Origin of the sequence: Bacillus sanguinis (genome assembly GCF_018332475.1) — a bacterium.
GTDB classification, from domain to species: Bacteria; Bacillota; Bacilli; order Bacillales; family Bacillaceae_G; genus Bacillus_A; species Bacillus_A sanguinis.
In genome coordinates this window covers 1-23,218 of the sequence record NZ_BOQB01000119.1, presented here as the reverse complement: position 1 = coordinate 23,218, position 23,218 = coordinate 1, and the positions used below count along the sequence as shown (strand labels likewise).

Genomic DNA, 23,218 nt, shown 5'->3' with positions numbered 1-23,218 from the left:
CTTTTATTAAGTTAAATCACGTTTTAAAAATACGGTATAAGAAATGCTTAAAAATACAAATAAATACAGTAATAACATACATGAAGCAAACGGGAACGTTACTCCATCAATAAAACTGCCATTCTTTGAAATACTGTATAAATCTGTGTTTGCTGGCAATAAATATTTCGCCCAATCATATCTAGTAGCCGCTAGTAATGCGATGTTTCCAGATAAAGCAAGAAATAGTGAAATACCAATCGCACCTCCGCTAGATCTTGTTAGCACAGAAATCATAAATGCAAACGCTGCGTACACAATTGTCGGCAACCACGATAAAATATAATACTTACTAGCTTCTACAAAAATATTTTGTTTTATAATATTCCCATCTTGGAAAATAAACTCGCTCCATGCAGGCTGCTGGAATTTATAAATAACAAGTCCACATAAAGTGGAGAAAATCATATTAAATATAAACAATAATGCTGCAAATATCACAATTGCTAAAAATTTAGCTGTCAAAATTTTAAAGCGACTCGCTGGTCGTATCGTTAAAAATTTATATGTTCCCCAGCTATATTCATTCGCAAAAATTGTACTTGCATACACGAGGATAAACGGGAGCAATATTGGAAATACGATAAAACCTGTATCTCTCATGAAAGAAAGCGGAGAACTGCTTGCCGGTGCTGTATCTGTATCTAAGTACTTCATCTTAAGCTGATATTCCTTTACAAGCTCGTCCCCAGACCGTTCTGCTAAAATATCTTCTTTTTTCATGCCTAGCTTTTTCTCAATTTCTACAGTTCGTTCTGTATAATCGGCTTTCCATCCTTTTGTTTCCGGTTCTAAATACTTTACCGTAACCCATCCTAATCCAATTATTAATACTGCAATAACTGCAAATGGAATAATCGTTCGCTTTCGCTTAAATATTTTATACAGTTCGTTATACACTAAATTAAACAATATCTTTTCCCCCTGTTAATTCTAAAAATTGCTCTTCTAACGTTTTTCTTTCTTCATATACACGATACACTTGAATATTTTTCTCAAGCAATGTACGAATAACATTTGGGATTTCTTCATCTTTTACATGAATAAGTAAATCATTACCTTTTATTAAAACATCTTGATCTAACATTTCTGCAGCTTTATTCGCATCATCTACACGTATACGGATTGTCTCCATCTCTTCACTTTGATTATGCTGAATATTTTGCGTCGCCACATATTCTCCGTGCTGAATAATGATAACTCTATCACACATTAATTCCACTTCTGAAAGTAAGTGACTAGATACAAGTACCGCTTTTCCTTGTTCATGTGCAATTTTCTTTATGTACATTCTCATTTCATGTATTCCACTAGGGTCTAATCCATTCGTGGGTTCGTCTAATATCAATACATCTGGATCATGAATAAGCGCTTGAGCAATCCCTAATCGTTGTCTCATGCCGAGTGAATATGCTTTTACTTTGCGATCAATTACTTGTCCCATCCCTAGCAATTTCACTACTTCATCGATACGTTCTTCTGTCACGTTACCATTCATGCGTCCGAAATATGTTAAATTCTCATAGCCGCTCAAAAACGGATAAAATTCCGGTGTCTCAATTACTGCTCCAATTTTCGAAGCAGTACTTTCAAATTGCTGTTTTACAGATTGACCATCAATCCAAACTTCGCCCTCTGTCATACGAATCATGCCGACCATCATTCTCATTAAAGTCGTTTTTCCAGCGCCATTTGGTCCGAGCAATCCAACTACTTCACCCTTTTTAACTTCGAAACTAATATTTTCTACAAGTGTCTTTGAACCGATTCGCTTCGTTAATCGTTCAACCTTTACAATCGATTGTTCATTTGTCATTCTATACAACCTTTCCTTCCCATTCTTTGTCAGGTCTTTACACTGTAACATGATTATTTTTATGTGTAAAATAGGAAAAGGCATGATTTCTCATGCCTTTTCCTTGAAATGAAACGAATTTTTATCTTGTAAACTTTGAACAAATTGAAAACATTGCATCATCGATAACAGGACGATAACAATCATAATTATACTAACAACAACTATTGCATATATTGTAATCGGTGCACTATTTACACCTTGTATTCCTGCTATTTTCATAAAGATAATCGTAAATAACTTCAAAAATAACATCCCATTAACTAATCCAAAAACAAACGCTGCTCCATAAATAAATAATTGCTCCTGACATAATACACATAGTACATCATTTCTCTTCCTATTTTCTATTACGTAAGATTTAATTTCCGCTTTCCTCACTTGCAGAAGAGAAAACGTTATTTTATATGTAGTAAAAATACATATAAAAATGAATACAATAAACAGCGTATAAAAGCACATATGAAATAAAAGTGTAGTCTCTAATTCCCCAATAGCTCCTTCATTAAATTGGAGCGATATCATAAAAAATAAAACCATAGTACTCATAGCAACCCACATAAATTGCTTCATCCTTTTGGCAGCAAATGTTCTTATATTTTTTCTCACTAACTGACATAAAGACATATGTTCTTCCCCTACCTTACTTCATACCATACTCATTCTATAGTACTAGTGTATAAAAATATGACATTTTAAACATCGCACTACAATCTGAATTTGTTCTAAGTCTTTAGTCCTAGAAAATAAAATGGTAAAAAAATTATATTAAGAATATAATTGTAAAAAGGAGGGTATTGCATGCGTATAAAATTACTATCAATCTTGTTTTTATTATTTCTCACAAGTTGTAGCCCACTTAGAAACAATGAGATCGCGATTGTTGAGCCATACAAATTAACAGAAGAGCAATCTTCTATTTTGCAAATGACCCCTTTTCAAGAAGGAAATAGCATGTTTTATAGTGTTACACTGAAAAATGAAAAAGATGAAATACATGCTAAAATTGATTATTATCAAAATGGTAAAAAAACAAATGAAATTGTGAATACAGCTACCTCACATTTTCAAAAAAAGAAAGTAAGACTTTCTTTTTTACCACCTCAATCCCAACTCGATAAAGATATACAAGCGCAAAATCACTGGTATGTTAATATTGAAGGTAGTTCCATGCTCGTTCCTGAAGAAGCACCTCCAAGTATAAATAGCTCTGCATCTACTACTCTTCAATCTGCTATAAACTTAAAATATAATCAAAAAACGACTTTAGCGGCTATAATAAAAACAAATAAAGAAACGGTAAGAGTTCCAATGCTTGAAGAAACAACCGCTATTGACCAACTATTACAAGAAAATGAACATGTTTATCTCTTTAGTATAGAGCTAAAAAAAGCACAATAAAGCGGAAATGCAATTCCAGTGCATTTCCGCTTCGTTGTTTAACGAGGTGTACTTTTAAATGAATTAATTAATCTCATCCTCTACTTCTATTCTTTTCTTCTCTCTTGCAATTTTCAAAAACTCTAAAAGCTCTGGGTTAGTATTCATTTTCTTGTAAGCTACTGACATTTCTGCAACAAAATTAGAATCACATAATTCTTTATATACGACTTCTGTTTTATACAATTTATTTGCTGATACAGGTATTACCGTAATTCCGATTCCTGCCGCTACAAGTCCCATAACTGTTTGATATTCTGTTGCTTCTTGTACGATATGTGGACTAAACCCGACGTCGCGGCAAAGTGATAAAATCGTATCATATAACGCAGGCCATACCGGTCTCGTAATAAATACGAACGGTTCGTCTCTTAAATCTTCAATATGTATTTCATCCTTTTCAGCAAGTGGATGTGCCTTCGGTAAACATAACGTACAAGAAAGCCTTTGAATTGGTTCTAATTCTAGTAATTGCGTTGGAATTGGCGGACGTAAAAATCCAATATCAATACGGTTATCGTGAAGTGCATGCACCTGATCTGGTGTTGACAGTTCATGTAGTGCAACAGACACTCTCGGAAATTTCTTTCTATACTCCCTTACGATAGATGGTAAAATATCATATATCGCCGCACCTACAAAACCAATTGAAAGTGAGCCCACTTCTCCCCTTTGGGCACTTTGTGCAATCTCTACTGCTTTTTCAATTTGTTCGAACGCCTTTTTTACTTCTTTTAAAAACATCTCTCCAGCTTCTGTTAATTCAACCTTTCTCTTCGTTCTTGAAAATAACATAACTCCCATTTCTTTTTCTAATTGCTGAATTTGTTGACTAAGCGGTGGTTGTGTCATTTGTAAACGAGCAGCTGCTCGCCCAAAGTGTAACTCCTCTGCCACTACAACGAAATATTGCAAATGCCGTAATTCCATTTTGGACACCCTTTTCCATTTCAATTAATACGTCTAATATATTAATAACATATAATTTATATATTAGACAAATTTTTTGAATGAACGTATAGTAGAAATTGTTAATTCTTTTTTACAATTTTTATGTAAAAAAAGAAAGAGGTGGTTACTGTATGAAATGGTGGAAATTAAGCGGACAAATTTTACTATTATTTTGTTTCGCTTGGACAGGTGAATGGATTGCAAAACAGGCACACCTCCCAGTTCCAGGAAGTATTATCGGTATTTTTTTATTATTAATCTCATTAAAATTTAACCTAGTGAAAAAAGAGTGGATACAAGACGGTGCAGACTTTTTATTAAAAGAACTTATTTTATTTTTCATTCCTTCTGCAGTCGCTGTCATACGCTACAAAGATACACTATCACAATATGGAATCGATCTCATTTTAATTATTATGATTAGTACACTTTGTGTCACTCTCGTTACAGGACTCTTAACAGAATTGCTACTAAAGCGGAAAGGATCCGTGCAATGATCGGCTTTCTTTGTTTACTATTAACACTATTCACATATTGGATATCGAAGAAAATGTATCAACGCTGGAATTGGAGCTTACTTTCTCCTCTTCTCGTCTGTCCTATTATTTTAATCGCTTTATTACTCGGACTAGACACATCTTATGAAACGTATGAAACTGGAGGCCACTGGTTAACAGAATTATTAAAACCTGCAACAGTTGCTTTTGCATGGCCAATCTATAAATACTTTGATTTACTTAAGAAACATGGAATGGCTATTTTACTTAATGTCATTGTCGGTTCGTTTCTATCAGTTATTACTTCAGCACTACTAGCAAATTATTTTCAAATTGATTCATCGTTAGAACATAGTTTAGCACCTCATATTGTAACGACACCAATTGCAATGGCTATTTCAGAAATGATTGGTGGTATGTCACAATTAACAGCTGTATTTGTTGTTTTAACTGCGTTAACAGGGGCACTGCTCGGTCCTTCTCTCATACGCATATGTCGTATTAAAACAGCACTCGCAAAAGGCATTATGTTAGGCACGAGCGCAAATGGAACCGGTACATCAAAAGCATTCGAAATCGGTCCTGTAGAAGGAACGATTGCAAGTTTATCTATGCTTTTAACAGCGGGAGCTAGTTTAGTTATCGTTCCGCTTTTCTTATCGTGGATACATTAAAAAAGCAAGTGTTTAAACACTCGCTTTTTTATTTATATATTTATTTAAAATCTCATAATCCTCTGGGAAAGATAATGTTAATTCCTTCATTTCATCTATGCCCTTCCAGGCAATTTCATATATTAACTCATCAGGATCTTGGATTTTCATACTACCGCCTATTTTTTTAACGACATAATAATGAACGTGTACAGGAACCCCGTATGTAATACCTTCTTTTTCGTATATTTTATTTATTACTTCCACATTGTAGCCTGTTTCTTCCCAAACCTCTCGAATACAACATTCTTCTAGTGTTTCTCCCTTTTCAAGCTCGCCACTCGGAACAGACCACCTTTTTTCTTCACCCTTTTGTCCTTGTAACACCATTAGAACTTCATTTCTTTCGTTTACACATACTGCCGCACAACCTATCCATCTTCCCATATACATCCCTCCCCTACTACTATTCGTCTTCTTTCTTATTTTCTCCTTGAAAAAAGAGGAAAATAGTAAAACAATGACGAAAGATTACATCAACTTCATAGACAATCCCTTCTTAGAAATTTAAAACGGAAGGATGAAAGCATGATTTCTAAATATGTTGTGGAATGTGTCTTTTGTGAAGAAAATCGAAAACCTCGTCAAGCTATCGTCACAGTTCCTGCTACTACTCAGCTACTAGCCATCGAAAAAGTGCGTGCGGAATGTAAACGCCGTTTCGGAAAAGCCTTATTATTGCAAACAGAAATTAAAGAAGAAATTGTTTTTGAACAAAAAGAAAGCTGACCATAAATTGGCCAGCTTTCATATCCGATCATATTTTCACATGAAGATTAGGGGCATCCTCTTTAAGGATCGGGATTTTCCCATCATGTACGTTCCATAATGGTCATCGAACAATATATTTCTATCCAATTAAATATTGAATAGAATAGGGCAAAACTTGTTCGCATTTTTAGAAAAGGGATAGGGATATAATTCAAGTAGTACTTCGAATACTCGAACTTTACACTCATTATATTAAAGCAAATCCTTTTATATGGGAAATATGAATTACTTACATAATTCATTCGTAAAACATATTAGTTTGCTATATTATTTTTATTGCATCAATAACATACATCCAGCTAGAACTGGTGTCATAATCATAGAAAACTTCAAAAGTATGAAAAGCACCCTAAACGGATGCTTTTCATACTTTTCTATATTGATACTATGTACTTAATCTTGATTAATCAAAATAACCGCGGGGCCAGCGACTACCACTCCAGCTACTTCGATTTTTTCAAATTCCTTTACTGTAATAGATATAACGCCTTCTCTTTCCATCAATTCTTTACTCAGGACATCAGTCGGTATAGCTTTCACCGTCTTACCTCCTTTTCATTTATACAATATGACACGTTGAAACTTTAATCAGTAGAGGTTTGGTTTCGTTCACTCCGCTCTGATTATAACCGGGTTGCCGTTTATACGCGATAAAAACAACCCAATGCATATATATATGCATCACCTCCGCTTTCATTCCTTATTCCACACAATATCTTCCCCTCCCTTCCGTAACATATTGAAAAAATAAAAAAGCATTCGCAACAGCGAATGCTTTTTCATTATTTACTTTCTATTACTTTTAACATTCTATTAATAAATGCTGCCGATTCTCCACGCGTTGCAGAACCTTTCGGCATAAATTCATTATTTTCATTTCCTTTTACAATACCTAACCCATAAACACGTTGTACGGCTTGTTTATCATATGCTAAATCTTGATCCGAGAATGGTAACGGAACTAAATTACCTTTAATTTTTTTATATTGTAGTGCACGGTCAATCATGATAACAGCTTCATCTCGTTTAATCGTGTCATTTGGAGCAAATATCCCATTTCCTCTACCACTTATTATCCCAGCACTTGCTGCACGATTAATACCATCTATTAGTGATGGATGTGCTGTATTTAAATCATTAAAATTCGATGACCCTGCAGGTAACTGCAATGACCTTGAAATTAAATTCGCAAATTCACCACGTGTTACGAGACGCTCTGGCCAATAAGAACCTTTCCCGTCTCCAACCATAATGCCACGTTTATCTAGCTCACGAATGTCTGCTTCGTACCAACCACCTGTTATATCATCTTTATGGTTCGCATCATAATAAACTTTTGTTCCTTGTAAAAATGGTTCCCACGCATTATTTTTAATCATTATAGCTGGACAATTCTTTTTACTCCAAAATTGATGTTTCTTTACATTTTCTAAAGGAATATGTAATTCTCCCATTAAATAAGCTGTTAATTTACGAGCATTTTCAACAGCTTTATTATAATCACCATCTTCGTTTACAGCAATTTCAATCGCAATGGATTCTCGATTTCCAGTTCCTTCTGCTCCATCTCCAGCATGCCAACCATTTTCATTTAGTGGAAGATGTTGATAAATTTCTTTATCGTCTACCGTAAAATGCCAAGATGCTGAACGATCTTCCGTTCCTGTTGCTTGGTTATATAAATATATTGCATGGTTTCTAGCATTTGCCCCAGTACTGTAATTATCTGTCTCATGAATCGTAATATACTTCGGATTCATCGCATAACCTGGACGAATATTTTCATTTCCTTTCGGTACAATCATTTCTTTTAAAGTTACGCCATAAATATCTGTTGTCTTCTCTTCTACTGGCGCAGCATACGTAACTGCTGCACGTTTCGTACGTGTTGTTGCTGTGTCCTGAATAAGCGATGCCTTCGTTCCTTCGAATTTTGCTGAAGGGGAATAAATCCATTTCATCTCATTATTGATTTTTACTTGGAACCATTCTCCCGCCTGTTCAATTACTTGAATAATTTGCGGCTCCAATATACTTTCTTCTTTGTATGAAGTAAATGGTTCAGAGTATATAGAGGTTTCTTCATTAATTACTAACTTTTCACTTAATAAGGGGTGAACTTCTTTAATTTCTACATTCCCCTCACTATTTTGTATCCAGCCAGTTCCAGATGAAGTTTGAACATAGTAAGCGTTTCCTTTTCTCTTCTCAGCTTTTACGACTTGATTCGAAATATGATTCCCTGTCTCTTTTTGAAAATTACTAGAATCGTATAAAGGTACTTCTTTCACTATATGTACAAGAAACTCTCCTTGCACTTCATTTCTTACTCCTTTATCTTCCCCTCGACCATCTTCATCTTTCATATGGTTTTCAATACTTTTTAAAGCTTGTTCATCAGGTGAAACTGCTACTGTTTTTTCAAGCTCATTAGCATAGGAATAATTCGGAATCGTTGCCATCCCAAATACAATTGATGCAGCTAAAACATTATAAAATCTTTTTTTCATCATAATACTTAACACGCTCATAATTAAATTCGTGTTAATTTTCCCCTCCTCAACCAAAATATAGGAAATCTAGTAAACTATTAAACTACATAACCTTTTACAATATAACAGACTCATTCCGATTCGTATAGATAGGAATGACTACTATTTGCCTACATTTACTATATTGGAATATAAAAAAGAAGCTATAATATATAGCTTCTCTCTACGTTTCTTTAATCTCTATACACCTTATATTCCATAACTTTACCATCTCTATCAAATTGTAAAACAAGCTGTTCACTATCTATTGAAATAAAGCCACGTTCATTCCCAAGATAGTACGAAGTGATAATCCCTTCTTCTCCATTTCTCGTTTCAGTAGGCTTTCCTAATAATTTAGTGATTTCTTCATTTGATTTTCCTGTTAATTTATATTTTTGTATTAGATTATCTACCATATGTACCCGTTTCTCTTCAGCATGTAACCACCGATCTTGATTAAACTTTGAAGTGTATGTATTCATACTTAATTGTCCTGTGCACACTAACAATAGAATACAACCTACTATTATTACACCTACCATTTGCTTCTTTTCTGTATTACGATTTGCAGAAGTACGTAAGACGAACTTTTGAATCACGACTAATAAAACAAATGGCATGACTACTACAAACATACTTTTTACACTTACTGACATATGAACCGCATCAATTACAAAAATAAACGCAAGATACATTAGTATATACAAACAAAAATAAATGTACAAAATCCCCCTTAATATAGTACTCAGAAATCCCACCCCTTTTTAATTCATTTTATAATTCATTCGGTTAATGATTTCTCGAAGTTTTTCTAACTCTTGATCTGTATATATTACTTTCCCTGTTAAGATTTCATTTCTGAAGAACGTTACAATTTGTTCTCTATCTTTTAATCTCGCCGTTTTCTCTTCAGAAAGATCCAGCATTTCTTTCCCACTCTCATTATAAAAATATACAATCGGTGTTACGTTTTCCCTTACAATATCAACTTGCATTTCTTTCAAACAATTGTATAGAATATGAGATAGTCTCTTCGCTCTATATACTGGATTTCCTTCATTTTTCACTTGTATCGTTAATGAACCTTCACCTGTAACGCATTCAAACGTCTCTTCTTTCTCTATTTCTTGTTGATACTTGCCAATTCCATCAATCATAAATGAATATATACCAGCATTCTCTTTCGTTAAGCCATGAATTAATTTTCCTGTCCATTCTTTCGTCTCAAGTAGATACATACCCGTTTTACTTAAGACAAGATGATGAATTCGAAAATCATTTCCTCCATGCTGATTTCTAATAAAAACATTCGGCATAATATGAAATTCATTATCTAGTATTATGCCTTGCTCTACGAAGCCACGCTTCATATATTGTAATGTTTCATGTGTACTCACTTCAGCGCCAGTTTTCGTATACTCTCGCAAATCTACAATTAACTTTTGAAACATATGTATTTCGTTACTATGTTTTTCTTGTATTTCACTGCGTTCTTTACTATGTTGCACAGCTAATTGATTTTTCATCATACGCATATTTTCAAGTTCTCTAGCTGCACTTATTTGTAAATCATTGTATTTCTTCTGTTCCATATTTTTCAATGTATTTTGTTGTTCTTTATGCTCTGTAACCGTAGCTGCAATTTCAGTTTCATACGTTTCAATTGCTTGCTTCTTTTCAAATTCTACTTGCTTGCTCTCTGATTCTAACTGTTTATTTTTATAGAACAGCACGAATACTGCAGCTAATAATAATAAAATCACACCTATTAGCACATAATCCATATCTTTTCTCCTTTATTTCGTTCCCTACTATTTTCCATACACATTTCTACTACATTATACTATGTTATCCGTATATTTGTTTTAAAAATTTCACATGCAGTCAAAAGACCTTGTAATTTTACAAGGCCTTTTGTAAATTCCCTTTATTTTGTAGTAAATACATATTATAATACAACCCTTGCTCACTCAGTAATTCTTGATGTGTTCCTCTTTCTACTATTTCTCCATCATGCATAACAAAAATTTGATCTGCATCTTGAATGGTAGATAATCTGTGTGCAATTGCTATAGTCGTTCTCCCTTTTCGCATTTGCTGTAATGCTGTTTGGATCGCATCTTCTGTTTCTGTATCAATATTAGCTGTTGCTTCATCCAATACTAATACTTTCGGATTCGTTGCTATCGTTCTAGCAAAAGCAATTAATTGTCGTTGACCACTAGAAAATGCAGCTCCTCTTTCTACTACTTCAGTTTCATACTGCTCTGGTAATTTTTCAATAAACGTATTCGCTTGCACAAATTGTGCCGCTTCTTTTACTTCTTCATCCGTAATTTCTTCATTATACATACGAATATTTTGTTTTACATTTCCCGCAAATAAAAATGCATCTTGCAATACGAGTCCTATTTTCTTTCTAATTTCTCGTTCTTCAAATCCCTCTAAATCTACACCATCTATTACAATATTTCCGGACTTAATATTGTAAAATCGCATTAATAAATTCATAATGGTACTTTTTCCGCTACCAGTGTGCCCAACGAAAGCAACCGTTTGCCCTTGTTTCACGTGAAAAGATACATTTTTTAAAACATCACGTTTTCCATCATACGAAAAAGTAACATTATTAAATTCAATTTCTCCATTAACGATTTGAGGATTTCCATCCCCTTTTTGAACTGGCGCTAAATCTCTCTCATCCATTAAATGAAATACACGAGATGACGAAACTAGTGCCTGTTGGAAGAATGATAATTTCATCATCATCTCATTTACAGGCTGGAAGAAACGATGTATATAGTTAACAAACGCATATAAGACCCCTACTTCAACAGGACTCTTCAAAGCATCAATTCCAAATAAACCAAGTACTAACGCAATAGCTACAATATGAACTAAATCAGTTGCTGGACGTAAAAGTAACGCGTCTAGCTTTAACGTCCGTCGCCCTGCACTATAATGTTTATTATTCACTTCTTCAAACTCTTTTCTCATACGCTTTTCTTGTCTGAACACTTGAACAATATTCATTCCTTGAATGGACTCATTTAACTTTGCGTTTAACACGCTAAGTTGATTACGTACTTCTAAATAAAAAACTGCACTTTTCCGGCGATATAGCACCATAATTGCAAACATTATCGGAATTAATACAAGAGAAAATAGGGCTAGTTTTACATTTAATAAAAACATTGCTACTAAAATACCTATTAAAAAGACTACATTTTTGACAAATGTGGATAATACACTGACATAAAAATCTTTAATTGCTTCCGTATCATTCGTTATGCGCGATACGAGCGTACCAATCGGCGTACGGTCAAAGAAACTTAATGACAACTTTTGAACATGATCATATACTTCAACACGCATATCTTGAACAATTTTAAAAGCAATATTTTGAAAATACAATAAGTCTAAATAAGTAAATAATACTTTTAATAAGTGAGCAATAAGATACACTACAAATAGAGTAACAAGCGCTGATTGATCAAAGTTACGTGGTACTAAATGTTCATCAAGAAATTGTTTAATTAAAAAAGGACCCATCATTTCAGTGACAGTTGCACCAACTAAAAAAATAAATGCTAAAGATAGCAACCCTTTATATGGCTTCATATAAGAAAGTAATCTGCTTAAATCACTCCGCTTCTTCCCAGTCATCATACGCCTCCTTTCTCGACTAATGCTTCTAACTGCTGGCTTTCATACATGTCTTTATACCAACCGTTTTCTTCCATTAATTGTTCATGTGTACCTCTTTGCACAATTCTTCCTTCATCCACAACAAGAATAAGATTGGCATGTTGAATTGCACTTAAACGATGAGCAGTAATAATCGTTGTTTTCCCTGCTCTTTCTCTCTTTAATGCATTTAATATCGTTTCTTCTGTTTTTGCATCTACCGCTGATAAACAATCATCCAAAATTAAAATTTCCGCATTCGTTAATAAAGCACGTGCAATAGAGATTCTCTGTTTTTGGCCTCCAGATAACGAAACGCCTCTTTCTCCTACTACTGTTTCATACCCTTCTGAAAATTGGAGAATGTCATCATGAATACAAGCAATCTCTGCAGCGCGGGTAATTTCATTATATGTAGCATCCGCCTTTCCGAAGGCAATATTCTCTCCAATACTCGCTGAAAATAAAAAATGATCTTGCGGCACGTATGAAATAGCAGAACGGACACCGTAAAGTGTTACATCGCGAATATCCTGTTCCCCAACTTTTAATCCTCCATTAAAATGATCATACTCACGGATTAAGCATTTTAATAGTGTCGTTTTCCCTGCACCTGTACGTCCGACAACGCCTAGTGTTTCACCCTTCTTTAAATCAAAGTGAACGTCTACTAGCTGTAACAGTTCATTTTTCTTATATGAAAATGAATCAATTGTAAATGTAACATCACCGCTCGCTATTGTATGCACAGCATCTTCTCTATTTACTACATCTGATGTTTGCGAGAGAATTTTTTCTACACGGTCATATGAAGCACGCCCACGCTCCATAATGTTGAACAACCATCCAAAGGCTAACATTGGCCAAACTAGGGTACCTAAATACGTTGTAAATGTAACAAGCTCACCAACAGTTAGTTCACCCCTCACAACTAATACCGACCCGTAACATACTGCAATTAAAAAAGAAAATCCTACGATAAGAGAGATTGTCGGATCAAACAACGAATCAATACGTGCGACTAACATATTTTTATGTACGACATCTTCTGACTTTTTTCGAAATGCTTGTAAATCTTCTTTCTCTTGTCCAATTGATCGAATTACCTTCATTCCACTCATACTCTCTTGCACTTTATCATTGATTTCCGAAAACGATTGCTGGGCTTTATGAAACCTTTTATGTAATAACGTTCCATAATAATTTGTCGAAATCGCTACAATCGGCATTGGAATTAAGCTTAACAATGTTAACTTCCAACTAATTGTAAAGCCCATTGCTACGAGTACACATCCCCCAACGGCTAATGAGTCAACAAGCGTTAAAACGCCCGATCCAGCAGTTTGTTGAATTGCCTGAATGTCATTGGTCGCATGCGCCATCAAATCACCCGTACGACGTGATTGATAAAAAGATGGACTCATCTTTGTAAAATGTTCATATAAATTCTTTCGCAATTGACGGGCTAGTTTTAACGAAGATCCAAAAATCATAATACGCCATAAATAACGTAATATGTACATAGTAATCCCTACAACTACTAACAGAACAACCCACTTCAACAATTTTTCGGATGTTAATGTTCCATTATTAATTTCATCCACTACAATACCTAGTACTTTCGGGGCTACAAGTTCAAGAAGCGCGACACCAAATAACATAATAATTCCGATTATGTACGCTCGTTTTTCTTGTTTAAAAAACCAAGCTAAATTAATAAATACCTTCATTTTTATCCTCCTCCCTTAAAATGAGCGATGTTTTCAGCTTACCAAAAATACAGAATTTTTAAAAGTTTTAAATACTTTTTATATTCCAATAGGAAAGGGCACTCTTATCGAGTGCCCTTTAGCGCTTATTTTGTTTGTTGCTTGTTCATCGCGCTCATCATTTGATTGATTTTCTTTTGGGAAGGTTTTTGTCCCATTTGCATCATCATCATTTTTAACATTTGTTCATTAATTGGTGGATTTTTTTCTAAGTAGTTCATCATGTATTTGCGGGCAATGAAAAATCCTAACGCCACGCCTGCTACTAGTGCTACTACGCCCACTAGAATACCTAACCAAATTGGCATATATTTTCCTCCTTCATGTTGTCTACCTTACAGTGTACTAAAACCTTTTCAATAAGACAAGATACAATTCGACATTTTTTACACATATGTTCGTACTTGTTTTAAAGGATTCAGCCATCCGTACTTGGTATTTTCATAATCCATTGCTAAAAATGTTAATTCACACTTTCTCAACACCTCAAAGAAAGTCGTTTCCATAGAAACGTTTCCAGAGGTATTCATGCGAATATAGTGTGGTTTCACCATTATTTCGCCGTATTCCGCTCCTGTATAAAGTGTATGTGTATGATGTGTTCGATCATATTTACCAAGAACACGCAGAGCTTGTTCTAATTTATGATGAATTTTCATTACTTGTAATGGCATCGTTATATACATCATTTGTTTATATAACACTTTTTTCTCCGAAAGGGACCCAGATTCTGAAAATTGAGCAAATAAATCAAAAAACAAATATTCACGACCAAAGTAAGCTTTCGCAATATCCTCTTGAATTAAATACAATTCATACGTTTTCATGTTTCGCCTCCCAATCTGGACAACCTTTTCCCTTCATTATATAGAAGAAATTTTGCAATGATTGTCTGACTGCGGAGAGATAAAAAACTTTTTCTGTCGAAAAAACTCATTTACATAGAAAAACCTCTCCATGCCGGAGAGATTTTTCTAAAATCATTAAAGCATTTCTTTTACTTTACGAACAACGTTCTCTACAGTAAATCCATACTCTTCCATAATCTTCTCACCAGGAGCAGAAGCACCGAATGTATCAATGCCTAACACATCTCCGTCAAGACCTACGTAACGGTGCCATCCGAATGTAGCACCCATTTCGATTGCGAAACGTTTTGTTACTGCTTTTGGTAATACAGATTCTTTGTACTCAGCTGTTTGAGCTTCAAAGCGATCCATAGATGGCATGCTGACAACAGCTGCGTCAACGCCGTCTACTGCTAGAGCTTTTTGTGCTTCAACAGCTAGACTTACTTCAGATCCAGTTGCAAGTAAGATTACATCAGCTGTTTCTTTCTTGCTTGCAGAAACTACATATGCACCTTTTGCTACTTTTTCATACGTATCGTCTTTTGCACCTTCTAATGTTGGAAGATCTTGACGAGTTAATACTAAAGCAGTTGGTTTGTTTGTAGATTCTAGAGCTAGTCTCCAAGCTGCAACAGATTCGTTACCATCAGCTGGACGAATAACAGATACATTTGGCATTGCACGTAACGCTGCTAATTGCTCGATTGGTTCATGTGTTGGACCATCTTCACCAACAGCGATACTGTCGTGTGTGAATACATACGTTACTGGCAATTGCATTAATGCTGCAAGACGAATTGCTGGACGTAAGTAGTCAGAGAATACGAAGAACGTACCACCGTAAGTTTTTAAACCACCATGTAGTGCAATACCGTTCATTGCTGCACCCATCGCGAACTCACGAACACCGTACCAAATGTTTTTACCGCTGTAATCATCTCTTGTAAAGTCTTTTTCGTTATTCATGTATGTTTTGTTAGAACCAGCAAGGTCAGCAGATCCACCGAAGAACGATGGTACAGACTCTGCAATTGCATTAATTACAGCACCTGAAGAATTACGAGTTGCTGCTTTTGATCCTAATTCATAAGTTGGTAAGTTTTGCTCCCAACCTTCTGGAAGAAGACCATTCATTGCTGCTTGCAATTCGTTTGCTAATTCTGGATATGCTTGTGCATATTCACCTAGCATCGTGTTCCAAGCTGCTTGCGCTGTTTCACCAACATCTTGTACTGTTTTACGGAAGTTGTCATATACTTCTTCTGCTACATGGAAGTCTTGTTCAGCAGTCCAAGCGTATGCTTCTTTCGTTAATTTTGTTTCGTCTACACCAAGTGGAGAACCGTGTGAAGCTGATTTTCCTGATTTGTTTGGAGAACCGAAACCAATTGTCGTTCTTACTTCAATTAGCGTTGGGCGTTTTTCGTCAGCTTTCGCTTCTTCAATTGCTTTCGCGATTGCTTCAATATCGTTTCCATCCTCAACACGGATTACTTGCCATCCGTATGCTTTGTAACGATCTTCTACACTTTCAGAGAATGAACGATTTAAATCGCCATCTAATGAAATATCGTTTGAATCGTAAAGCACAACAAGACGACCTAATTGTAAATGAGCAGCTAATGAAGATGCTTCAGCAGAAACGCCTTCCATTAAATCTCCATCACCACAAATAGCGTATGTATGATGATCTACTACATTATACGCATCACGGTTATATTTAGCCGCTAAATGTCTTTCAGCCATTGCCATACCTACAGCAGTTGCAATACCTTGCCCAAGTGGACCAGTAGTTGCATCTACACCAGCTGTATGACCATACTCAGGATGTCCTGGAGTTTTGCTTCCCCATTGACGGAAGTTCTTTAAGTCATCCATTGTTACATCATAACCAGATAGGTGAAGTAGGCTGTATAATAACATTGAACCATGACCTGCAGATAATACGAAACGATCACGGTTAAACCACGTTGGGTTATTTGGATTGTGTTTCATAAATTGAGTCCATAATGTATAAGCCATTGGTGCTGCACCCATTGGCATTCCTGGGTGACCAGAGTTTGCTTTTTCAATCGCATCGATGGATAATGTGCGAATCGTGTTGATAGAAAGTTGTTCGATTGAATGTGACATGCTATTCTTCCCTTCGCTTATATTAGTAAACGTTTTATACATTTATATGATAGCTTCCCACGCAAGATTATACAACATGTATCGACAAATATGTTGATATTTTTTTGGTTTTTTATAAAAAAATCAATGATTCCGGGAATGTATGGGCATTCAATATGACATACTTTTTCATTGTTTTTATTTTAAAAAGAAAGGGAATTATCTGTATATTTATTCATCATTTTCAAATTCCATAATGCAAAATATATCCTTCCCCATTTTTTCACTTTGTGAAGCAAATGAATAAACGACTGTAAATCTTGGCATAATTTATCTCGATCAAATACGTACCTTTCATATTCTCCATCCGTATTCTTATCATTTCCCCATTGAAACTGCCCTGTCAGTTCGATTGTTTCTGGCGCTAAAGAAAACATGCTAATTAGCGAACAAAATAATTGTTCTGCTATCACTGCCCCTTGCTGTCCTATTTTCGTAATACCATTATAGTGAATTCCGAATCCTTCTGCTCTTTTCGCTGGATAATAGACCGGAATCCAATGGATGAAATCTAATAGATATACGATTATCTCATCACTCAATACAACACACTCATCTATCGTTGCCTCTGCTTTATATAAAAAAGCACCTTTTATAGGTGCTTAAAATAAATCATACAATTTTCTTCCGAATCGAACTTGAAATAAAATCAATGATAATGACCATTAAAATAATGCCCAATAAAATAATTCCCACGCGAGACCAATTACGTGAACTCAGCGCAAAAATTAGTGGCGTACCAATACCACCTGCTCCAATAACACCTAAAATGGCAGCGGATCGTACATTAATTTCGAACCTGTATAACGTATACGATAGAAAATCCGGTAATACTTGTGGCAATACTGCATACCAAAGTATTTGAAAGCGATTCGCGCCTGTAGCTATTAACGCTTCCGTCGGTCCTTTATCTATATTTTCAATTCCTTCTGAATATAATTTCCCTAACATTCCGATAGAGTGTAATCCTAAAGCTAGAACTCCGGCAAAAGATCCTGGTCCAACAGCTTTTATAAATAAAAGAGCCATAACTAATTCAGGAAATGTACGAACAAAACTAAGTACAAATTTCCCAGTTCCTGAAGTTAATTTTCCACTGCTCATATTCGTTGCCGCCCAAAAAGCGAATGGAACAGATAAAAAGGCAGAAATAAATGTACCTAATATCGCAATTGCCAACGTATCAATTAAACCATGTAATAAATCTTCACCATCTGGCAAAGATACATACGACCAATCTGGATTCAATACACCTGTCATAATTGCTTTTGTAATTTCTCCCGCCGTATCCTTTATTCCCTCTAGCGGTACTCCTGAAAAAGCCCAAACATATACAAATATAAGTGCTATAAAAATAAACCAGCGATACACACTCGGTTTCTTCGGTTTTGGTACAATTAACGTCGTTTTACTCATTATAATTTCTCCCGCAACAATGTACTTACATAATCAATTAACAATACAACAACGAGAGTATAGATAATAATAGATGCAGTTTGTTGATATTGTAAAAATCCAAGTGTACGATCATAATATAATCCAATACCGCCTGCCCCTACTAAACCTAAAACAGCTGCTGCACGTACGTTCACCTCAAATGTATAAAGAACATAGGAAACAAAATGTGCTTTCACTTGCGGAATTACCCCGTACACAATCCATTGCACTTTATTTGCTCCCACTGCTGTCATCGCCTCTAATGGACCTGGATCAATCGATTCCATTGACTCATACAACAATTTCGCCACGAGCCCAATTGAGAAAAAAGTAAGAGCCAAAATACCTGGAAGTGGTCCTATTCCAAAAATAGCTACGAAAATTGCCGCTAATAATAAATCTGGTATCGTTCGAATAAAATTTAAAACCAATCGAGCTGGACCATACAAAAATGCACTAGTAAACACATTACTTGCCGCAAATAGTGCCAGTGGAATAGCTAAAATCGCTCCTAAAGTCGTCCCAATAATCGCCATACGTATTGTATCTAACATCGCTGTTGTAATAACTTGAAAATAACTCCAGTCTGGCGGCACCATCTCTTTTAATAAATCCATCATATTAGGAAAACCAACTACTAGTTTTGAAAATGATGCGTCGACCTGTACACTACTTCCCCACAACAGTAAAATAACTAGAATAACAGTTAACATATGTTTCAACTTACTCGGCGGCTTCGGTATCGATTTCGAATATATCGTCACGTCATTCATTTAACTGCCACCTCTAATAATTCACTTTTCTGTGCTACGTCTCCATAAATTTCAGCAAATTTTTCATCCGTTGCCTCTTCTACTGAACCATCAAAAACAATTTCGCCTGCATGTAATCCAATAATGCGTGTCGCATACTGCCTCGCTAAATCAATAGAATGTAAGTTTACAATTGTTGTAATTCCAAAATCTTCATTAATTTTTTTCAAATCATCTAATACTTGCTTCGTTGTTAGCGGATCTAACGACGCAACAGGTTCATCTGCCAATATGATTTTTGCTTCTTGCGCCAACGCTCTAGCAATCGATACACGTTGCTGTTGGCCTCCTGATAATTCATCAGCTCGCGCATATGCTTTTTCTAAAATATTCACCCTTTTTAACGATTGAAAGGCAAGCTCCAAATCTTCTTTTGGAAATAGACCTAACGTTGTACGAAAAGTCGAATGGTATCCAACACGCCCAGCTAATACATTCTTCAATACCGTTGATCGCTTTACAAGGTTAAAACTTTGAAAAATCATACCAATATCCCGGCGCATGCGTCGTAATTCTCTTCCTTTCGCAGCAGTAATAGACTCACCTTCAATAATGATTTCTCCTTCTGTAATCTCATGAAGGCGATTTACCGATCTGAGAAGTGTAGACTTTCCAGCCCCGGACAGCCCTACCATTACTACAAACTCACCTTTTTGAATGTCCAAATTTATATTATTCAATCCTTTTGTACCATTCGGATACATTTTGGAAACATTTCGAAATTCTATCACACATCTTACCTACCTTCTATGTATTCAAAACGGCAAACTAACTGGAAACATAAACTTCCAGTTAGCTTCCATTTCCATATGTATTATTGCGTTTTTACTTTCTTTCCATATTCACGAACGATATCAAATTTACTATCATCAGATTTAACATATCCTTCATGTGAATATACTTCTTTAATGATTTTGTGACCTTCCTCATTCTTTCCTATTTCAATGAAAGCGTCCTGTAATTTCTTACTCCACTCTGCATCTAAATCAGAACGTACTGAAATCGTATCGTTTGGAATTTTCTCCGTAAATTTCACTATTTTCGTTTGTTCGAATATATTCGGATAATCTTTTTTTACAATATTACGAGCATCTTGGAATACAACAGCTGCATCTACATCACCATTTAAAAGAGCAATAAGTGACTGATCGTGACCTTTTAATGTAACAGGTTTCACATCCTTTAGCGGATCAACCCCCTCTTTTAACAATACAGCCGCAGGCCATACATACCCCGCTGATGATGTTACATCTTGATAACCAATTTTTTTACCTTTTAAATCTTTTACACTATTAATATTTGAATCTTTCTTAACTACAAACTCAGATTTATAAAAGTCTACTAAATCCTTTGTAGGAGCTCCCGTTTCATCATCTACTCCAAAACGTTGCGCTTGTAAAATTACGTTTGCTGCCTTTTTCTCATGCGCTAGCACATACGCTGTTGGAGGTAAAAACCCTACATCTACTTGCTTAGACGCCATCGCTTCTACAATTGTATTGTAATTCGTTGAAATACTTACTTTTACCGGAATATTTAATTTATCACTTAATAGCTTTTCCAATGGTTTTGCCTTTGCCTCTAACGTATCCGCATTTTGAGAAGGAACAAATTGAACATTTAAAGTCTTCGGTACATAACCTTTTTTCGTATCTTCAGTTTTACTTGCACTTGATTCTTTCGCTCCACAACCACTTAATAATCCCGCCGCTAGTACAACTGTCGTACTCATTGCAAAAACTTTTTTCAACATATTAATGCCTCCATTTTTGTTGTTATAAAATTAGCTTCCGTAAACATGAAGAAATATATCACACATTTTCACGTATAATTACTTATTTACAGAATCTTTACACATTCTATACATTCTCATTAAAATTCTCTTTATATATTTGATATGCTTAATTAGTAGATAACAATAGAAAAGGTGAATGATATTGAATCCAAATCAAATTGTAACTTTAAACATTTTATTAACAAGTGATATACATGGAACTGTTTATCCAATTCACTACCAAGATAACTCCAAAGCTGAAATTGGTTTAGCTAAAATTTCTACCCTTATAAAAAAAGAACGTTCCCAAAATAGAAACGTTCTTTTAATTGATAACGGTGACTTCATACAAGGAACACCCTTTACTTATCATTACGCTACATATGAAGAAAATAAGAAAAATCCAATGTCTTTATTAGCGAACTATTTGAATTATGATGCTGCAGTTATTGGGAATCATGAATTTAATTATGGAATGGATGTATTAAACAATGCTATTTCTACTGCAAACTTCCCGTACCTATCAGCAAATATTTTAGATAAAAACAGAAAAGAACCTTACTTCGGGAAACCATATATAATAAAACATATTGAATCAAATATAAAAATTGCTATTTTAGGGATGACAACGCATTACATTCCCAATTGGGAACAACCCCATCACATTCAAGATTTACAATTTGAAGATGCATTAGAAACAACAAAAAGGTGGGTTTCTTACATTCACGAACACGAGAAACCAGATTTATTAGTCGTAGCCTACCACGGGGGATTTGAACGCGATTTACAAACCGGGGTACCGACTGAAGTTTTAACAGGTGAAAACCAAGGATATGCAATGTGCCATGAAATTGAAGGTATAGATATTTTACTAACAGGTCACCAACATCGGGAAATCGCTCACACCGCAATAAATGGTGTAACAATTTTACAGACTGGATGCAATGGACATTCCCTTGGAAAAGTAACAGTATCATTCGAAAAAACAGAAAACAAATGGGTAAAAAAAGAGAGTCATTCACAATTATTGCCCGTACAAGGAATTGCGGCGGACCAACATATCCTTTCTTTAGTTACCGATTATGAAGAGAAAACACAAAATTGGCTCGATCAACCTATTGGATTAATCGATGGAGATATGCAAATTTCAGACGCTATGCAAACTCGTTTGCAAGACCATCCTTTTATTGAATTCATAAATAAGATACAGATGGATATAGCTAATGTTTCTATTTCTTGTACAAGCTTATTCCACAATACATCTCCAGGTTTCCCGAAATATGTCACAATGCGCGACATCGTTTCTAATTATATTTATCCAAATACATTAAAAGTAATTAGAATAACTGGAGCCGATATAAAAGATGCCCTTGAACTCTCTGCTTCTTATTTCACATTAAATGCAGATGGAGCTATCATCGTAAACCCTACCTTCATAGAACCAAAGCCGCAACACTATAATTACGATATGTGGGAAGGGATTTCGTACGTATTAAGCATTTCCAAACCAGTTGGTGAGAGAGTAGAATCTTTACAATATAAAGGGGCTCCTCTTAATATGAATGAAGAATATGACGTCGTTATGAATAATTATCGCGCAAGCGGCGGTGGAAACTTCTTTATGTTCCAAAATAAGCCCGTAATAAAAGACATACCAACAGATATGTCTGAACTGATCGCTAATTATATTTTGAAACACAAAAAGATAGAAGCAACATTTAATAACAACTGGAAAGTTATTAAATAACGGATATAATAAATAAAAAAGATGGGCTTCGCCCATCTTTTAGTTTAATTTTGCATTCTCTTGCTTTTTTAAAGCTTTTAATTTCGCCGGTGTAACATCAGTGCCTTGTTCGTTAACAACTTTAATTCCTTTAAGTTCGTTTAACATATTTTGACGAAATCCTTTTAAA

25 protein-coding genes are annotated in these 23,218 nt (G+C 35.0%); 5 read left to right on the top strand and 20 right to left on the bottom strand.

The genetic code is table 11. The features are described 5' to 3' along the window. Window positions 1–6: 6 nt before the first annotated feature. From KI369_RS14350 to KI369_RS14340, 3 genes are all read right to left on the bottom strand, one after another. Window positions 7–951, bottom strand: coding sequence for an ABC transporter permease (locus KI369_RS14350; RefSeq protein WP_212956408.1), 945 nt, complete (start codon window positions 949–951; stop codon window positions 7–9). Further along, window positions 944–1,855 carry an ABC transporter ATP-binding protein gene (locus KI369_RS14345; RefSeq protein ID WP_000180642.1) on the bottom strand — a complete coding sequence of 304 codons (912 nt, stop codon included), beginning with the start codon at window positions 1,853–1,855 and terminating at the stop codon, window positions 944–946. Before KI369_RS14345 ends, KI369_RS14350 begins: the two co-directional genes overlap by 8 nt. 90 nt (window positions 1,856–1,945) lie before the next feature. Then, entirely contained in the window at window positions 1,946–2,521 is a 576-nt protein-coding gene (locus KI369_RS14340; protein ID WP_212956407.1) for an ABC transporter permease, read from the bottom strand. Between the two features lie 174 nt (window positions 2,522–2,695). On the opposite strand from KI369_RS14340, the gene KI369_RS14335 reads away from it, so the two are divergent. Then, window positions 2,696–3,295: a YgaN family protein gene (locus tag KI369_RS14335; RefSeq protein WP_212956406.1), complete on the top strand. Its 600-nt coding sequence runs from the start codon at window positions 2,696–2,698 to the stop codon at window positions 3,293–3,295. Window positions 3,296–3,358: 63 nt separating this feature from the next. Here the strand turns inward: KI369_RS14335 and alsR are convergent, their stop codons facing one another. Further along, window positions 3,359–4,264 carry an acetoin biosynthesis transcriptional regulator AlsR gene (gene alsR, locus KI369_RS14330; protein WP_098830576.1) on the bottom strand — a complete coding sequence of 302 codons (906 nt, stop codon included), beginning with the start codon at window positions 4,262–4,264 and terminating at the stop codon, window positions 3,359–3,361. Window positions 4,265–4,416: 152 nt separating this feature from the next. On the opposite strand from alsR, the gene KI369_RS14325 reads away from it, so the two are divergent. Continuing rightward, entirely contained in the window at window positions 4,417–4,782 is a 366-nt protein-coding gene (locus tag KI369_RS14325; protein ID WP_000872364.1) for a CidA/LrgA family holin-like protein, read from the top strand. After that, complete coding sequence (locus tag KI369_RS14320; RefSeq protein WP_212956405.1) at window positions 4,779–5,456, top strand: LrgB family protein; 678 nt, start codon at window positions 4,779–4,781, stop codon at window positions 5,454–5,456. Before KI369_RS14325 ends, KI369_RS14320 begins: the two co-directional genes overlap by 4 nt. A 12-nt stretch (window positions 5,457–5,468) precedes the next feature. On the opposite strand, the gene KI369_RS14315 is transcribed toward KI369_RS14320, so the two are convergent. Next, the gene (locus tag KI369_RS14315) at window positions 5,469–5,882 is read right to left on the bottom strand and encodes an NUDIX hydrolase (RefSeq protein WP_212956404.1); all 414 of its coding nucleotides are present in this window, start codon (window positions 5,880–5,882) and stop codon (window positions 5,469–5,471) included. 141 nt (window positions 5,883–6,023) lie between these two features. Between KI369_RS14315 and KI369_RS14310 the strand changes: the two genes are divergently transcribed. After that, a complete protein-coding gene (locus KI369_RS14310) occupies window positions 6,024–6,224 on the top strand; it encodes a DUF3903 domain-containing protein (RefSeq protein ID WP_000624205.1) in 201 nt (66 codons plus the stop codon). A 435-nt stretch (window positions 6,225–6,659) separates the two neighbouring features. Here KI369_RS14310 and KI369_RS14305 read toward each other — a convergent pair whose 3' ends face one another. From KI369_RS14305 to KI369_RS14240, 14 genes are all read right to left on the bottom strand, one after another. Continuing rightward, entirely contained in the window at window positions 6,660–6,806 is a 147-nt protein-coding gene (locus KI369_RS14305) for a BC1881 family protein (RefSeq protein WP_000644411.1), read from the bottom strand. A 242-nt stretch (window positions 6,807–7,048) separates the two neighbouring features. Continuing rightward, entirely contained in the window at window positions 7,049–8,776 is a 1,728-nt protein-coding gene (locus tag KI369_RS14300; RefSeq protein ID WP_212956413.1) for an S-layer homology domain-containing protein, read from the bottom strand. A 215-nt stretch (window positions 8,777–8,991) separates the two neighbouring features. Continuing rightward, entirely contained in the window at window positions 8,992–9,558 is a 567-nt protein-coding gene (locus KI369_RS14295) for a hypothetical protein (RefSeq protein WP_212956403.1), read from the bottom strand. Between the two features lie 6 nt (window positions 9,559–9,564). After that, complete coding sequence (locus tag KI369_RS14290; RefSeq protein ID WP_212956402.1) at window positions 9,565–10,584, bottom strand: nuclease-related domain-containing protein; 1,020 nt, start codon at window positions 10,582–10,584, stop codon at window positions 9,565–9,567. A gap of 118 nt (window positions 10,585–10,702) precedes the next feature. Beyond that, window positions 10,703–12,466: an ABC transporter ATP-binding protein gene (locus tag KI369_RS14285; protein WP_212956401.1), complete on the bottom strand. Its 1,764-nt coding sequence runs from the start codon at window positions 12,464–12,466 to the stop codon at window positions 10,703–10,705. Then, window positions 12,466–14,217, bottom strand: a complete 1,752-nt coding sequence (locus KI369_RS14280; RefSeq protein WP_212956400.1) for an ABC transporter transmembrane domain-containing protein — start codon at window positions 14,215–14,217, stop codon at window positions 12,466–12,468. Before KI369_RS14280 ends, KI369_RS14285 begins: the two co-directional genes overlap by 1 nt. A 125-nt stretch (window positions 14,218–14,342) precedes the next feature. Then, the gene (locus KI369_RS14275; RefSeq protein ID WP_001123315.1) at window positions 14,343–14,564 is read right to left on the bottom strand and encodes a YneF family protein; all 222 of its coding nucleotides are present in this window, start codon (window positions 14,562–14,564) and stop codon (window positions 14,343–14,345) included. Window positions 14,565–14,642: 78 nt separating this feature from the next. Next, window positions 14,643–15,083 carry a sporulation inhibitor of replication protein SirA gene (gene sirA / locus KI369_RS14270; RefSeq protein WP_212956399.1) on the bottom strand — a complete coding sequence of 147 codons (441 nt, stop codon included), beginning with the start codon at window positions 15,081–15,083 and terminating at the stop codon, window positions 14,643–14,645. Between the two features lie 156 nt (window positions 15,084–15,239). Beyond that, window positions 15,240–17,240, bottom strand: coding sequence for a transketolase (gene tkt / locus KI369_RS14265; RefSeq protein WP_212956398.1), 2,001 nt, complete (start codon window positions 17,238–17,240; stop codon window positions 15,240–15,242). Between the two features lie 182 nt (window positions 17,241–17,422). Further along, on the bottom strand, window positions 17,423–17,821 hold the full coding sequence (locus tag KI369_RS14260; protein ID WP_238484924.1) for a coproporphyrinogen III oxidase: 399 nt from the start codon (window positions 17,819–17,821) through the stop codon (window positions 17,423–17,425). Window positions 17,822–17,891: 70 nt separating this feature from the next. Continuing rightward, window positions 17,892–18,695 (bottom strand): phosphonate ABC transporter, permease protein PhnE, encoded by an 804-nt coding sequence (phnE, locus tag KI369_RS14255; RefSeq protein ID WP_212956397.1) that lies wholly within the window; start codon window positions 18,693–18,695, stop codon window positions 17,892–17,894. Continuing rightward, window positions 18,695–19,489 (bottom strand): phosphonate ABC transporter, permease protein PhnE, encoded by a 795-nt coding sequence (gene phnE, locus KI369_RS14250; RefSeq protein WP_098273615.1) that lies wholly within the window; start codon window positions 19,487–19,489, stop codon window positions 18,695–18,697. Before phnE (KI369_RS14250) ends, phnE (KI369_RS14255) begins: the two co-directional genes overlap by 1 nt. Beyond that, complete coding sequence (gene phnC / locus KI369_RS14245; protein WP_212956396.1) at window positions 19,486–20,259, bottom strand: phosphonate ABC transporter ATP-binding protein; 774 nt, start codon at window positions 20,257–20,259, stop codon at window positions 19,486–19,488. Before phnC ends, phnE (KI369_RS14250) begins: the two co-directional genes overlap by 4 nt. An 83-nt stretch (window positions 20,260–20,342) precedes the next feature. Next, a complete protein-coding gene (locus KI369_RS14240) occupies window positions 20,343–21,281 on the bottom strand; it encodes a phosphate/phosphite/phosphonate ABC transporter substrate-binding protein (RefSeq protein ID WP_212956395.1) in 939 nt (312 codons plus the stop codon). 184 nt (window positions 21,282–21,465) lie between these two features. Here KI369_RS14240 and KI369_RS14235 point away from each other — a divergent pair, with 184 nt between their 5' ends. Next, window positions 21,466–23,049: a bifunctional metallophosphatase/5'-nucleotidase gene (locus tag KI369_RS14235; protein WP_212956394.1), complete on the top strand. Its 1,584-nt coding sequence runs from the start codon at window positions 21,466–21,468 to the stop codon at window positions 23,047–23,049. A gap of 39 nt (window positions 23,050–23,088) precedes the next feature. On the opposite strand, the gene KI369_RS14230 is transcribed toward KI369_RS14235, so the two are convergent. After that, window positions 23,089–23,218: DUF896 domain-containing protein (locus tag KI369_RS14230; protein ID WP_212956412.1), on the bottom strand; the 130-nt coding region annotated here is incomplete at its 5' end.

Coding starts and splice junctions, on each gene's coding strand:
- KI369_RS14285 (WP_212956401.1), bottom strand. CDS start 12,466: ATGACTGGGAAGAAGCGGAGTGATTTAAGCAGATTACTTTCTTATATG.
- phnE (WP_098273615.1), bottom strand. CDS start 19,489: ATGAATGACGTGACGATATATTCGAAATCGATACCGAAGCCGCCGAGT.
- KI369_RS14345 (WP_000180642.1), bottom strand. CDS start 1,855: ATGACAAATGAACAATCGATTGTAAAGGTTGAACGATTAACGAAGCGA.
- KI369_RS14280 (WP_212956400.1), bottom strand. CDS start 14,217: ATGAAGGTATTTATTAATTTAGCTTGGTTTTTTAAACAAGAAAAACGA.
- KI369_RS14300 (WP_212956413.1), bottom strand. CDS start 8,776: ATGAAAAAAAGATTTTATAATGTTTTAGCTGCATCAATTGTATTTGGG.
- KI369_RS14325 (WP_000872364.1), top strand. CDS start 4,417: ATGAAATGGTGGAAATTAAGCGGACAAATTTTACTATTATTTTGTTTC.
- phnE (WP_212956397.1), bottom strand. CDS start 18,695: ATGAGTAAAACGACGTTAATTGTACCAAAACCGAAGAAACCGAGTGTG.
- sirA (WP_212956399.1), bottom strand. CDS start 15,083: ATGAAAACGTATGAATTGTATTTAATTCAAGAGGATATTGCGAAAGCT.
- tkt (WP_212956398.1), bottom strand. CDS start 17,240: ATGTCACATTCAATCGAACAACTTTCTATCAACACGATTCGCACATTA.
- KI369_RS14275 (WP_001123315.1), bottom strand. CDS start 14,564: ATGCCAATTTGGTTAGGTATTCTAGTGGGCGTAGTAGCACTAGTAGCA.
- alsR (WP_098830576.1), bottom strand. CDS start 4,264: ATGGAATTACGGCATTTGCAATATTTCGTTGTAGTGGCAGAGGAGTTA.
- KI369_RS14335 (WP_212956406.1), top strand. CDS start 2,696: ATGCGTATAAAATTACTATCAATCTTGTTTTTATTATTTCTCACAAGT.
- KI369_RS14290 (WP_212956402.1), bottom strand. CDS start 10,584: ATGGATTATGTGCTAATAGGTGTGATTTTATTATTATTAGCTGCAGTA.
- KI369_RS14310 (WP_000624205.1), top strand. CDS start 6,024: ATGATTTCTAAATATGTTGTGGAATGTGTCTTTTGTGAAGAAAATCGA.
- KI369_RS14340 (WP_212956407.1), bottom strand. CDS start 2,521: ATGTCTTTATGTCAGTTAGTGAGAAAAAATATAAGAACATTTGCTGCC.
- KI369_RS14320 (WP_212956405.1), top strand. CDS start 4,779: ATGATCGGCTTTCTTTGTTTACTATTAACACTATTCACATATTGGATA.
- KI369_RS14240 (WP_212956395.1), bottom strand. CDS start 21,281: ATGTTGAAAAAAGTTTTTGCAATGAGTACGACAGTTGTACTAGCGGCG.
- KI369_RS14315 (WP_212956404.1), bottom strand. CDS start 5,882: ATGGGAAGATGGATAGGTTGTGCGGCAGTATGTGTAAACGAAAGAAAT.